This is a genomic window from Streptomyces sp. MJM8645 (assembly GCF_001625365.1).
In the GTDB taxonomy this organism is placed as follows: domain Bacteria; phylum Actinomycetota; class Actinomycetes; order Streptomycetales; family Streptomycetaceae; genus Kitasatospora.
The window spans coordinates 2,193,325-2,205,964 of the sequence record NZ_LJJF01000001.1 but is presented as its reverse complement, the minus strand read 5'-3'; the positions used below and the strand labels follow the sequence as shown (position 1 = coordinate 2,205,964).

The window sequence follows — 12,640 nt, the reverse complement described above, 5'->3', positions numbered from 1 at the left end:
CGCCGCGCCGGGGTGGTGCCCCGGGCCGCGTCGGGCCCGGGAGTCTGTGTGGTGAGGTGTCGACGTCCTGAGATGTCGAGGTGTCGAGGTGCCGACGTCCTGAGATGTCGAGGTACCGACGTGTCGACGTCCTGAGGAGTCGAGGTGCCGAGGTGTCGACGTACCGAGGTGCCGGGGCTCCGGTCAGCCCGGTCGGCCGGTCCGCAGGAAGGCGGCCAGCAGCTCGTGCAGCACGGCCGCGCCCTCCTCGGCGAGCACCTCGTGGCCCGATCCGGCCGCCTCGACGTACCGGAAGTCCGCGCCCTCGACCCGGCCGATCCGCAGCAACTCGTGCCGCAGCGAACGGGACTGGCTCACCGGCACGACCTCGTCCCGGTTGCCGTGCACCACCAGCAGTGGGGCGCTCAGCCGGTGCGCCAGCTGGAGGACGTCGCGCGGGCCACGGGCGTCGGTGATCGGCTCGTCGCCGGCCAGCCGGGTGGTCAACGCCCGTACGGGGGCCGCCGCTTCGGCCAGCAGCCGGGCGCCGGACAGGAACGGTGCGACCACCGCGCAGCGGGACACCTGCTCGGCCGGCGCGTGCGCGGCCGCCAGCAGCGCCAGGAACGCGCCGTAGCTGACCCCGAACAGGGCCGGCGGCTCCAGCCCGAGTGCCGCGCGCTGGCCGGCGATGCCGTCCAGCAGGTACAGCACGTCGTCCAGGTCGGGCCCGCCCCAGGCGCCCCGGATGGCCATCGCGTGCGCCACCCCGTAGCCGGTGGAGCCGCGCTGGTTCGGTGCGATCACGGCCAGGCCCTCGGCGGCCATCCGCTGAAGGGCCGGGTCGAACTCCAGCCGCCAGGCGTCCGCCGGGCCCCCGTGCAGCGCCAGCACCAGGTGCGGGCTGCTCAGCCAGGTGTCCCCGCCGTACACCACGGCCTCCAACGGCCCGGCCGGACCGGCGAGTTCGAGGCTCTGCGCGGGCTGCCAGCGGCCGCCGTCCCCGGGTGCGGTGCTGCCGTCCACCCGCCAACCCGGCGGCCGGGTGCGGGGGGTGCGCGGACCGCCGGGCTGCCAGGGCAGCACGGTGTCCCGCCACGGGCCGGGCAGGCCGGAGCCCAGCGGCGCCAGTTGCAGTGGCAGCGGCATCGGCATCGGGCCGGACCCGGGCTTCGCCGGGCCGTGCGCCAGCAGCGCTTCCACGTCCAGGGCGGCCAGCGCCGCCGGGTGGTCGGGCGAGGAGTACGGGAGCCGCAGCGCCGCCCCGCCCCAGTGGCCGACCGCGCCGAGCCGGCCGGGCGGTACCGGCAGCTGGTCCAGCCGGCCGGCGGCGGCCCGCCACAGGGCGAGCGCGGAGCCGGCGCCGTGGTCGACCTGCACCGCCACCTGCGGGCCGTCCGCCGTCCGCCGCAGCGCGACCGGCCGCAGGAACATGCCCGCGACGTGCAGGCACTCCGGGAACCGCAGCGGTTCGCCGCCGCCCAGCACGCCCCAGCCGAGCCGGTCGGTGCCCGGCGCGTCGCTGCGCACCATCGCGAACCGGCTGTCCGGGTCGAACAGCACCAGCCGGTCGTTGCTGCGCTCGCCGATCTCCAGCAGCGGGGTGGTCGTGCCGCTGCGCAGGTCCAGCACCACGGTGCGGACGAGCCCCGCGTTCACCCGGTCCAGCGCCAGCAGCGCCCCGGCGTGGTCCAGCCAGGCGCCGCCGCCGTGCAACCCCGGGATCTCGGCGACCCGTTCGGGCTCGCTGCCGTCCGTCCGCACCAGCCAGGCGGTGGTCGCCGGGCGGGTGTCCGTCCCGAGGGCGAGCGCCACCGGCGTCCGAGGACCGGCCCCGGGGGGCGTCGGGATCGGCAGCAGCCGCAGCCCGGGCATCCGGATCGTGGCCACCTGTTGTTCCACGGCGCCGTTCTCGCCGTACGAGAGGCGGACCAGGTCGTGCCGCTCGCCGTCGTGCCGGCAGACCAGCACCGAGCCGTCCGGCAGCGCGACCAGTTGCGAACGCAGGCTCTCCGACCGGTTGCCGGGCAGCGGCAACGCGAGCGGCGTGGCCGGCCCGCCGTCCGACGGCAGCCGCCAACTCTCCACGTACCAGCCGCCGTCGGCGGCCGAGGCGAGGCAGGCGGCGTGACCGCCGTCGGCGGCGAAGGTGAAACTCAGTCGGCGCAGCGCCTGCGCGACGGTCCGGGTGGCCACGTTCATGCCCCGCTCACCCCGCTTGCCGCGCCCTGGGACCGGCGTACGGCGGGCGGCACCGGATCCACCCAGAGCCGGGGGCCGCCGTGCCGCAGCCGCAGCAGGAAGGCCAACGCGCCCGCCGCGCCGGTGCCGTAGCCTGCCGCGCAGCCCGTCCCGGTCTCGTCCGGCAGCACCAGCAGGCCGCCCCGCAGCGCCGACCGAGCAGCGATCAGCTGCGCCAACTCCTCGGCGCCGGAACGGAATTCCCGCTCGTCGGCGACATCGGCGGCATCGGCGGCCTCGGCAAGGTCGAGCAGGTACTCGCCGTCGCCGGCCAGGCCGTGGCAGGCGCTCACCCCGCCGTGCCAGCGCCCGGCCAGTACGGCGCGCCCGGCGGCCAGCGCCAGCCCGTGCGCGGTGGCGTCGCCGGTGGCCCGCCAGAGCCGCAGCAGGAAGGTGCCCACGCCGGACGAGCCGCTGCACCAGTGCGCCAGCCTGACGCGGTCCGGATCGTCCGCGCTCTGCGGCCACCAGGCGCTCTCGCGCGGCGCGTCCCAGCGGACGGTCGCGGCGAGTGTGCGCCCGGCCTCGACGGCGCCGGCGAGCAGGTCGCGGTCGCCGGTCGCCTCGGCGGCGGCCAGCAGGAAGGCGCCCACACCGGCCACGCCGTGCGCGAAGCCCAGGTGGGTGATCCCGGCGAGCGCCGAGTCGAAGTCCGCCGGCACCGGCCACACCCGCCCGTACGGCTCGTGCCGGGCGGCGGCGAGCAGGGCGTGGCCGCAGTGGGCGGCGCGGTCGAGGAAGTCCGGATCGAGGGAGGTGATGTCTGCCGCCGCAAAGCGGAGTTGGGTGAACCCGGAGCCGGCTGCGCCGTGGCAGACGTCGGGGTTGGGCCACTCGACGGGGATCCGCCGGGCGAGCGCGGCGGCCCGAACGGCCAGCGCGTCGTCGCCCAACGCCCGGGCGGCGTCCAGCAGCGCCCAGGCCGTCCCCGACCGCCCGAAGTGCAGCCCGGGCAGCACCACCGGCTCGGCGGCCAGGCGCTGTTCGATCCACCCGGCGGCCGTCCGTGCCGTCCGCGCGGCCTCCGCGCGCACCTCGCCCGGCAGGTCCTCCGCCGCCACCGCCCGCGCCAGCACCGCCAGCACCCCGGCGGCGCCGTGCTGCACATTGCACGGATCCGTCCGCTCCCCGGCGGGTACGACCGGCCACAACCGGTCCCGCCGCAGCGGCGTGGCCGTGACGGCCAGCTGCCGCAGGCCGTCGCACAGCACCCGGTCGAGGAGGCCGGCCGACGCGCGGCAGGTTGCGTCCGCAGCGGCGCCGTCGGGTCGGACGGCAGCCCGGGGGCCGCCGGTCGCGGCGGTCGCGGCGGCCGGGTCGGTCGGGTCGGTCGCGGAACGGTCGTCGTGGGCGTCGGCGGAGTGCTCGGCGGGCGCGGCCCGGTGGGCCGCAGCGCGCCACGGCGGAGCGGCGGCGGCCCGCATGGCACCGGCCCTGGCGGGCGCGGCACTGCCGTCGGCGGCTCGCTGCGGGGGTGCGGTGGCGGCGTCGCCGGTCGGGCAGGCGGCATGGGGGCCGTCGGGGTGCCGGGTGTGCGCGGTCCGCCGGTTCGGGGCCTGCCACAGGGGGGTGACGGCGGTGGTGGTCTCATGCCCGTGCGCGGCACCGGGAGCCCCGCCCGGGCGTGTGTCACCGCTGCGCCGGGCTTCCGCAGTGGCTCCGCCCGTGAGTTCCGCCCTGGCCTGGGCGAGGCTCCAGCGCTGCCCCGGCTGTTCGGCCCGGAGGCCGAGGACGGCGGGGGCGAGGCGGCGGGCGGTGGTGCCGGTGCGGGCGGCGAGGGTGAGCCAGCGGCCGAGGCGCTCGGTGACCGGGCGGGCCCGGGGCAGGTCGTCCGGGAGCAGCGGGTCGTGGCCGGTGGCGAGGAGGAAGAGCAGGCCGCCGAGGGCGTACAGGTCGACGGCCGGGTCGGCGACGCAGGTGCCGTCGTGGACGAGGCCGAGTCGGCCGGGCCCCTGTTCGGGGGCGCGGTAGCCGGGGGTGCCGGCGGAGCCGGCGGGGCGGCCGGTTTCGGCGGCGAGTTCGAGGTCGACGAGCCGGAGGCGGCCGTCGGGGCGGACCATCACGTTGCCGGGGGAGAGGTCGCGCAGGACGAGTCCTTGGGTGTGCACCCGGTCGACGAGGTCGAGGAGGGCGTGCGCGACCGGTCCGGCGTCGGCCCAGTCGACGTCGGGGCTGCCGTCGCGCCGCAGCCGGGCGGCGACCCACGCGCCGAGCGGCTGTCCGGCGATTCGTTCCTGCACGAGGAAGACGGAGTCGTCCCGTTCGATCAGTTCGATCGGGCGGGGTGCCAGGCCCTGCCCGTCCAGCCGGGTCAGCAGGGCGGCCTCGTGCCGCAGGGCGTCGCGGGCGTCGGTGCCGGCCCGGTCGATCTCGATGTGTGCGCGGGCCTGCTTGACCACGACCTCGGCGCCGCTCGCGGCCTCCCGGCCGAGGAAGACCCCGCCCTTGGTGCTGTGCCGTACGGCGGCGGTGATCGCGTACCGCTCGGCGAGCAGCACGCCCGCGCCGCGTTTCGGCCCCGGCCGGGCCGCACCGGTCTCCAGCGGGTCGCTGGCCCAGGACGGCGCCCGGTAGGAGGCGCCGCGCACGTCCTCGGCCCGTTCGCCGTCCGGCCCGTGCAGGACGGACCGGTACTCCCCGTCGTGGCCGAGCTCGGCGCGGGCCGCGAAGGCGCCGTACCGGTAGTGGACCAGGCTGCCGGGCCGGTAGGGGCGGTCGGAGAGCACGACGGGCCCGGGCAGTCCGGCGGTGGCCCGGTCGAGTCCGGCGGCCAGCCGCCGGAACTGGGCGTCGTCGGCCGGGTAGACGGTGATGAACTTGCCGGCCGAACCCCGATCGCTGTTACGGGAGTTGAGCTCGCGCAGCCGCTGCTCCCCGGCGGCGAACTTGAACGGGCACGGGTCGTCGGCGAGAGCCCGTACGACGGCCGCGAGCACTGCTTCGCCCGCCGCCGAGGCCGCGCTGACGTGGAGCTTCCAGCCCTGCTCCGGGAGTGGAACCGACGCGGGCGGCCTGGCCGTGCACCAGAAGCCCCCGGCGGTGACCTCCCAGTCGCCGCCGCCTCCCCGGCCGCCGGCCTCTGCCAGCGCCGCCCGCGTCTTCTCCGGCCACGGTCCGGCCGCATCCGGCCCGTGGCCCGCCGATTCCCCGCCCCCGGCCGTACGCAGCGATGTGCCCGCCGCCATTCGCCACCACATCCCTTCGTCTCGTCCGCCGCCCGCGGGTGCCCACCTGCTCCGGCACCCGGGCGTGCGGCCCGGCCTGATCGGTTTCCTCGGAAGGAGCGGGAGTGCCGCCCCTGAACGGGAGTGCCGCCTCGGTGTGGCGTGCCGCCCCGGTGCGGCGCACCGCCCTGGTACGGCGGTGCCGCGCCTGGGGCAGGAGCCCCGGCCGTGCCCGCCCCGGGCCCGGTCTCGCCAGGGCCCGTGTCCGGCGGAGCGCCTTCCCGACCCCCGGTCGGGGCAACTGTCGGGGCAACTCCCGTTCGCAGGACTGAAGTTACTTTCGAGGCGGGAGTGGCTCAACGTAGAGCCGGTCACTTCACTCGTAAGGGTGATCGGGAAGCGGTTTCGAATTCGTGCGAGGGCTCCCGTGTGAGCAGTGGGCGCCGGGCGCGCGGGCGCGTGCGACCGGCGCCGGCCCCTCCCGGGCGCCCCCACCGCAGATTGACGCGCGTCCGTACGCCATCGGCACCCGTGTCCGAACCGCGCCGCCGCCGCATCCCCGCCGCACCGGCCGCCCCGCTGCCGCCGCCCCGCCGCCCAGGTCGCCGAACGGCCGAGGCCCGACCGCCCCCGCGCGCACGGTAGTCTCGACAGGTGCCGAAACTGTCCGACGTCATCACCGCGCTCGAAGAGGTCTACCCGCCGCAGTGGGCGGAGGCCTGGGACGCCGTCGGCCTGGTCTGCGGAGACCCCCAGGCCGAGGTCGGCCGCGTGCTGTTCGCCGTCGACCCCGTGCAGACGGTCGTCGACGAGGCCGTCGAGTGGGGCGCCGACCTGGTGGTCACCCACCACCCCCTCTATCTGCGCGGCACCACCAGCGTCGCCGCGACCACCTTCAAGGGCCGGGTCGTGCACACGCTGATCAGCAACGGCATCGCCCTGCACGTCGCGCACACCAACGCCGACCACGCCGACCCCGGCGTCTCGGACGCGCTCGCCGAGGCGGTGGGCCTGCGGGTGACCGGCCCGCTGGTGCCGGACCCGACCGACCCGCTGGGCCGCCGCGGCACCGGCCGCATCGGCTTGCTGGAGCCCCCGCTGCCCCTGTCGGCCTTCGCCGCGCAGGTGGCCGAGGGCCTGCCGGCCACCGCCACGGGCGTCCGGGTCTCCGGCGACCCGGACCGGCTGGTGAGCCGGGTCGCAGTGTGCGGCGGCTCGGGCGACAGCTTCCTCGCCGAGGTGCGGGTGGCCGGGGTGGACGCCTACCTCACCGCCGACCTGCGCCACCACCCCGCGTCCGAGGCCGCCGAGGCGGCGCCGGTCGCCCTGGTCGACGCCGCGCACTGGGCCACCGAGTGGCCCTGGCTCGCCCTGGCCGAGCGGGCCCTGCACGCCGCCGCCGAGCAGCGCGGCTGGGCCGTGGAGACCAAGGTCTCCCACCGGGTCACCGACCCGTGGACCGCGCACGCCCCCATGTCCTTCACCGCCTGACCCGATTCACAGGAGCCTTCCCCTTGAACGCCGCGCCCGCCGACCAGATCCGCCTGCTCGACCTCCAGGCCTTCGACTCGAAGCTCGACCAGCTGGCCCACCGGCGCCGGAGCCTGCCCGAGCACGCCGAGATCGAGAAGGCCTCCGCCGACCACACCGCGCTCAAGGACCTGGTGGTCGCCGCCGAGGCCCAGCAGGGCGACACCACGCGTGAGCTGACCAAGGCCGAGCAGGACGTGGAGCAGGTCCGCGCCCGGTCCGCCCGCAACCAGCAGCGCCTGGACTCCGGCGCGATCACCTCGCCGAGGGACCTGGAGAACCTCCAGCACGAGATCGGCTCGCTGGCCAAGCGCCAGGGCGACCTGGAGGAGATCGTGCTGGAGGTCATGGAGCGGCTGGAGAGCGCCCAGACCCGGGTCACCGAGCTGACCGCGCGCCTGCAGCACTCCACCGTCGTCCTCACCGAGGCCGAGACCCGCCGGGACGCCGCCTTCGCCGAGATCGACACCGAGGCCGACAAGGTCAAGCGGGACCGCGAGACCGTCGCCGCCGTCGTCCCCGCCGACCTGCTGAAGGTCTACACCAAGCTGCGCCAGACGCAGGGCGGCGTCGGCGCGGCCCGCCTCTACCAGCGCCGCTGCGAGGGCTGCCGCACCGAGTTCTCCATCACCGAGTTCAACGCCATCAAGGCCGAGCCGGCCGACAAGGTGGTCCGCTGCGAGAACTGCTCGCGGATCCTGGTCCGCACCGCCGATTCGGGCGCCTGACCCGGTGGCGGCTCGCTTCATCGTCGAGGCGGACGGCGGGTCCCGGGGCAACCCGGGGCCGGCCGGCTACGGCGCGGTGGTCCGGGACGGCGACACCGGGCAGATCATCGCCGAGGCCGCCGAGTTCATCGGCCACGCCACCAACAACGTGGCCGAGTACAAGGGCCTGATCGCCGGCCTCAAGGCGGCCCGGGAGCTCGACCCGGACGCCTCGGTGGACGTCCGGATGGACTCCAAGCTGGTCGTCGAGCAGATGTCCGGGCGCTGGAAGATCAAGCACCCCGACATGCAGCCGCTCGCCGCCGAGGCCCGCACGATCCTCCCGCGCGCCCGGGTGACGTACACCTGGATCCCGCGCGAGCGGAACAAGGACGCCGACCGGCTCGCCAACGAGGCGATGGACGCGGGCAAGGCCGGCCGCCAGTGGGAGCCCAGGCCGCGGGCCGCCGCGGTGGTGGACGAGCCGCCGCTGGAGACCGCCGCCCCCAAGGCCGGCTGGGCCGCCCCCGCCGACCTCGGCACCCCGACCACCTTCGTCCTGCTCCGCCACGGCGAGACCGCGCTGACCCCGCAGAAGCGCTTCTCCGGCAGTGGCGGCAGCGACCCGGAACTGTCCGACAAGGGCCGCTGGCAGGCCGCGCGGGCTGCCGAGGAACTGGCCGCCCGCGGCAGCATCCAGGCCGTGGTGGCCTCGCCGATGCGCCGCACCCGGGAGACCGCCGAGATCGTCGCCGCCCGGCTCGGCCTGGAGGTCCGGTACGAGGACGGGCTGCGCGAGGTCGACTTCGGCGACTGGGAGGGCCTGACCTTCGCCGAGGTGCAGGAGCGCCACCCGGAGGACCTGGCGGCCTGGCTCGGTTCGGCGAAGGCCAAGCCCACCGGCAGCACGGAGAGCTTCACCACGCTCACCCACCGGGCCGGCGTCGCCCGGGACAAGATCATCGCCCGGCACCCCGGCAGGACCGTGCTGGTGGTCTCCCACGTCAGCCCGATCAAGACGCTGGTCCGGCTGGCGCTCGGCGCCCCGCCGGACGCGCTGTACCGGATGGAGCTGTCCGCCGCCTCGTTCTGCGCCGTCCAGTACTACGCGGACGGCAACGCCTCGCTGCGGCTGCTCAACGACACCTCGCACCTGCGCTGAACGCCTGGCTTCGGGGGAGCGGTGCGGGGGACCGCCCCCCGGAGCGGGCTCAGTGCACCTCGGTGACCACCACGTCCAGCTGCCACGGCTTGCGCGCCGTGCCTTCGGCGGCGAGCTCCACCCGGTGCCCCAGGCCCCGCAGCGCGTCCAGCAGCTCGCCCGGCGTCTTCGGCTCGATCCCCGCGACCAGCAGGTCCCGCACCAGGCGCCCCTTGGTCGCCTTGTTGAAGTGGCTGACGACCGTGCGCTTGCCGTTGCGCTCCTGGAGCACCCGGACGGTCGCCGTCCGGGAGGCCACCTCGCCGGCCGGCTTCCACGCCGCCGCGTACGCCGAACTGCGCAGGTCCAGCACCAGCCCGTCCGCCACCTCCGGCAGCACGGACGCCATCGCGCCCCGCCAGTACGCGCCGAGCGCCCCCGGGCCGGGCAGTTTCACGCCCATCGAGCAGCGGTAGGGCGGGATCCGGTCGGAGATCCGCACGGCGCCCCACAGGCCCGAGAAGACCAGCAGCGACCGCTCGGCCCGGCCGTACGCGGCCGCGTCCAGCGTGGCCAGACCCAGGTTGTCGAACAGCACCCCGGTGTACACCTCGCCCGCCGGACGGGCACCCGCCTCAGGCAGCCCGGCGTTGCGGGCGATCTCGCCGCGCAGCCCGGGGCTGAGCCCCAGCACCTCCGCGGCGGTGTCCTCGTCACCCCGGCAGAGACCGACCAGCGCGTCCAGCACCTCGCCGCGCGCCGCCGTCAGCCCGGGCAGCGACAGCCGGTCGAGCGCCACCGGCACCCCGTCCCCGGATGCGGCCTTGCCCTCCGAAGGCGGCAACAGCACCAGCACAGCGGACTCCTCAACACTCTGTAGCGGATGAACCCCGCCACCCTACGCAAAACCGTCCTGCCCCGGGCGGCCCGTCCTGCCCGTCCTGCCTGTCCGGCCCTGAGACGGTTGCCCCGGCCGCGGCTACTCGGCGCCGCCGGCCCCCGCGACCACGGCCGTTCCGGCCGCCAGCGCCAGGCAGAGCGGCGAGTAGTACCGGGTGTCCAGCCGCTTGAACCGCTCCGAGCGCTCGACGGCCCTCCCGAACAGCACCAGGCCGCCGGCGCCGCGCGCCAGCATCACCCCGGCCACTGCCCGCACCCCGGCCCGCCGCAGCCGCCGCGGCCCCACCGCCGGCAGAACCCCGGCCTCCGCCCCCACCAGGTACGCGGCCGTCCCGAGCAGCCCCGCCACCGCGACGCAGGCCGCCGGGGACGGTGGTCCGTCGCCCGCGCCGACCACGGTGTCCGCGAACTCCTCCGGCGTCCGCAGCGGCCACGGCGTCACCGCCCACACCGCGTGCAGCGCCCCCGTCGCCGCCAACACCCCCGACACCGCCGCCCCGGTCACCTTCACCGCACCCATTGCCCGAACCCCCTTCGTGAACGACCACTCGACCCCAGCCTACGAGTGCTCACACCCGGGCCCCACCCCGCCCGGGGGTTGGAAATCCGGTGGGGCCGCCCGGCGTTCGCCACTACGGTGAGCAGCGAGGAGTGTGAGCGAGATGACCCTGCGACCCCTGGACCTGGTGCCCGGCGACGACGACGCTGTGGAGGAGTCCCTGTCCGTGCGCCTGCCCGCCGGCCTGCCGGCGGAGACCCGGCAGGCCCTGGAGTTCGCGGTGCGGGCCGCCGCCGAGGCCGTGATGGCCGGGCGGGTGCGGGTGACCGAGGCCCCGGCCGGGTCGGACACCGCCGAGCTGGCCTTCGAGGTCCGCCAGTCCGAGGTGCCGGACGCGCTCACCGAGCAGTCGCAGGAGCCCGGCCAGCAGAGCCGGTCCGAGCGTCGGGCCGCCATGGTCGCCCGGATCCGTGCCGCCAACGCGGAGACGCTGGAGAGGCTCAAGGACCTGTGACCGAGTACCTGGACCTGGAGGACGTCACCTACCTGGCCGGCGGCCCGGAGAACATCCGGGATCTCGGCGGCCTGCTCTCGGCGATCGCCCGCCCGCAGGCGAGCCTGTTCGGTGGGGACGCCTACCCGGACCCGTGGACCAAGGCCGCCGCCCTCGGCCAGAGCCTGTCCCGCAACCACCCGCTGATCGACCGGAACAAGCGCACCGCCTTCGAGGCGATGCTGCTGTTCCTGGACTACAACGGCGAGCCGTACACCGACCCGCACCCGGACGACGCGGTGGCCTTCATGCTCCGGCTGGCCACCGGCGGCTACGACGACGCCGTCGTGCTCGCGGGCAAGGACCTGAAGTCGCTGCTGGGGCGCTGAGCCCACCAGCACCGGCCGCCCAGTGGGCACCGGCCGCCCGGCGCGTCCGGCGGGGTGATCCGTCCGGAATCACCCGATTCGCCCTACGCTGCCTGCATGCCTCGCCGAAAACTGCGCGTCAAGGCCGCCGACTCCGCCCGGATCAACACCGAACTGACCGAACTCCGCGCCCGCCTGGAGATCCACACCGAGTGGCCGGAGCCGGTGCTGGCCGAGGCGGAGGAGGCGGCCGAGCGCCCCCGGCTGCCCGAGCACGATGCCACCGACCTGCCGCTGTTCACCGTCGACCCGCCCGGCTCGCGCGACCTCGACCAGGCCATGCACCTGCTCCACCGCCCCGGCGGAGGCTACCGGGTGTACTACGCCATCGCGGACGTCGCCGCCTTCGTCCGCCCGGGCGGCGCCATCGACGCCGAGGCCCGCCGCCGGGTCGAGACCCTGTACTTCCCGGACCACCGCGTCCCGCTGCACCCTGCCCGGATCTCCGAGGACGCCGCCAGCCTGCTGCCCGGCGAGCCCCGGCCCGCCCTGCTCTGGCAGCTGGACCTGGACGCCGACGGCGCCGTGGTGCTCGCCGACCTGCGCCGCGCCCTGGTCCGCTCGCACCGCCGCCTCGACTACGCGGCCGTCCAGCGCGCGGTGGACCTCGGCGGCGCCGACGAACAGCTCGCCCTGCTCGCCACCGTCGGCCGGCTGCGCGAGGAGCAGGAGCGCGCGCGGGGCGGGATCAGCCTCCCGGTGCCCGAGCAGGAGGTCGAGGAGACCCTGCACGGCTACGTCCTCGGCTACCGCGCGCCCGGCCCCGCCGACGGCTGGAACGCGCAGATCTCGCTGCTCACCGGTCTGGCCGCGGCCGACCTGATGCTCGACGCGGGCGTCGGTCTGCTGCGCACCCTGCCCGCCGCGCCCGCCGCCGCGTACGAGCGGCTGCGCCGGATCGCCGCCGCGCTGGACGTGGACTGGCCGCAGGCGCTCCCGTACCCGGAGCTGATCCGCTCGCTGGACCCGGACGCGCCGATGGACGCCGCCTTCCTCAACGCGTGCACCGGCTTGCTGCGCGGCGCCGGCTACCACGCCTTCGACGAGTCCCGGGGCCTGCCCGCCCCGGCCGACCCGGGCCACGCCGCGCTCGCCGCGCCGTACGCGCACTGCACCGCGCCGCTGCGCAGGCTCGGCGACCGCTTCGCGCAGGAGGTGTGCGCGGCGGTGGCGGCGGGGGAGGAGGTGCCGGACTGGGTGCGGGAGGCGCTGCCCGCCGTGCCGGGCCTGATGGCGAGCGGGGACCGCCGCGCGGCCGAGGTCGAACGGGCCTGCGTGGACCTGGTGGAGGCGGAGCTGCTGGCCGGCCGGGAGGGCGAGGACTTCACCGCCGTGGTGATCGACGTGGACGAGCGGCGGCCCGCGGCCGGCACGGTGCAGCTGCGCCGGCCCGCCGTCCGGGCCCGCTGCGACGGCGCCGATCCCGGGGCGGTGCTGCCGCTCGGCGGGCTGATCCGGGTCCGGCTGACGCAGGCCGACCCGCTCACCCGCACCGTCCGCTTCGCCGCCGTCTGACCCCTACCGCTTCCACACGCCCCCGGCGCCGCCACCCGGACGG

10 protein-coding genes are annotated in these 12,640 nt (G+C 76.4%); 6 read left to right on the top strand and 4 right to left on the bottom strand.

Annotated features, from left to right (window positions below; genetic code table 11):
- Window positions 1-183: 183 nt before the first annotated feature.
- Together A6F73_RS09405 and A6F73_RS09400 are read right to left on the bottom strand one after the other, a co-directional pair.
- On the bottom strand, window positions 184-2,181 hold the full coding sequence (locus A6F73_RS09405; protein WP_063347377.1) for an alpha/beta fold hydrolase: 1,998 nt from the start codon (window positions 2,179-2,181) through the stop codon (window positions 184-186).
- Window positions 2,178-5,405: a lanthionine synthetase LanC family protein gene (locus A6F73_RS09400; RefSeq protein WP_063347376.1), complete on the bottom strand. Its 3,228-nt coding sequence runs from the start codon at window positions 5,403-5,405 to the stop codon at window positions 2,178-2,180. Before A6F73_RS09400 ends, A6F73_RS09405 begins: the two co-directional genes overlap by 4 nt.
- A gap of 633 nt (window positions 5,406-6,038) precedes the next feature.
- Between A6F73_RS09400 and A6F73_RS09395 the strand changes: the two genes are divergently transcribed.
- From A6F73_RS09395 to A6F73_RS09385, 3 genes are read left to right on the top strand one after another with little or no spacing between them, the layout of a single operon-like run.
- Window positions 6,039-6,875, top strand: a complete 837-nt coding sequence (locus A6F73_RS09395) for a Nif3-like dinuclear metal center hexameric protein (RefSeq protein WP_063347375.1) — start codon at window positions 6,039-6,041, stop codon at window positions 6,873-6,875.
- 23 nt (window positions 6,876-6,898) lie between these two features.
- Complete coding sequence (locus A6F73_RS09390; protein WP_063347374.1) at window positions 6,899-7,642, top strand: C4-type zinc ribbon domain-containing protein; 744 nt, start codon at window positions 6,899-6,901, stop codon at window positions 7,640-7,642.
- Between the two features lie 4 nt (window positions 7,643-7,646).
- Window positions 7,647-8,783 (top strand): bifunctional RNase H/acid phosphatase, encoded by a 1,137-nt coding sequence (locus tag A6F73_RS09385; RefSeq protein ID WP_063347373.1) that lies wholly within the window; start codon window positions 7,647-7,649, stop codon window positions 8,781-8,783.
- Between the two features lie 49 nt (window positions 8,784-8,832).
- On the opposite strand, the gene yaaA is transcribed toward A6F73_RS09385, so the two are convergent.
- Together yaaA and A6F73_RS09375 are read right to left on the bottom strand one after the other, a co-directional pair.
- Complete coding sequence (gene yaaA / locus A6F73_RS09380) at window positions 8,833-9,618, bottom strand: peroxide stress protein YaaA (RefSeq protein ID WP_063347372.1); 786 nt, start codon at window positions 9,616-9,618, stop codon at window positions 8,833-8,835.
- 123 nt (window positions 9,619-9,741) lie between these two features.
- Window positions 9,742-10,182, bottom strand: coding sequence for a DUF3995 domain-containing protein (locus A6F73_RS09375; protein WP_079135552.1), 441 nt, complete (start codon window positions 10,180-10,182; stop codon window positions 9,742-9,744).
- 142 nt (window positions 10,183-10,324) lie between these two features.
- Here A6F73_RS09375 and A6F73_RS09370 point away from each other — a divergent pair, with 142 nt between their 5' ends.
- From A6F73_RS09370 to A6F73_RS09360, 3 genes are all read left to right on the top strand, one after another.
- On the top strand, window positions 10,325-10,675 hold the full coding sequence (locus A6F73_RS09370) for a hypothetical protein (protein ID WP_063347371.1): 351 nt from the start codon (window positions 10,325-10,327) through the stop codon (window positions 10,673-10,675).
- Complete coding sequence (locus tag A6F73_RS09365) at window positions 10,672-11,043, top strand: Fic family protein (RefSeq protein WP_063347370.1); 372 nt, start codon at window positions 10,672-10,674, stop codon at window positions 11,041-11,043. Before A6F73_RS09370 ends, A6F73_RS09365 begins: the two co-directional genes overlap by 4 nt.
- A gap of 96 nt (window positions 11,044-11,139) precedes the next feature.
- Window positions 11,140-12,597, top strand: a complete 1,458-nt coding sequence (locus tag A6F73_RS09360) for an RNB domain-containing ribonuclease (RefSeq protein ID WP_063347369.1) — start codon at window positions 11,140-11,142, stop codon at window positions 12,595-12,597.
- The last annotated feature ends 43 nt before the right edge of the window (window positions 12,598-12,640 follow it).

What these genes read in the sequence shown, in the direction of transcription:
- A6F73_RS09405 (WP_063347377.1), bottom strand. Translation starts at nt 2,181, where the DNA reads ATGAACGTGGCCACCCGGACCGTCGCGCAGGCGCTGCGCCGACTGAGT.
- A6F73_RS09375 (WP_079135552.1), bottom strand. Translation starts at nt 10,182, where the DNA reads ATGGGTGCGGTGAAGGTGACCGGGGCGGCGGTGTCGGGGGTGTTGGCG.
- A6F73_RS09360 (WP_063347369.1), top strand. Translation starts at nt 11,140, where the DNA reads ATGCCTCGCCGAAAACTGCGCGTCAAGGCCGCCGACTCCGCCCGGATC.
- A6F73_RS09400 (WP_063347376.1), bottom strand. Translation starts at nt 5,405, where the DNA reads ATGGCGGCGGGCACATCGCTGCGTACGGCCGGGGGCGGGGAATCGGCG.
- A6F73_RS09370 (WP_063347371.1), top strand. Translation starts at nt 10,325, where the DNA reads ATGACCCTGCGACCCCTGGACCTGGTGCCCGGCGACGACGACGCTGTG.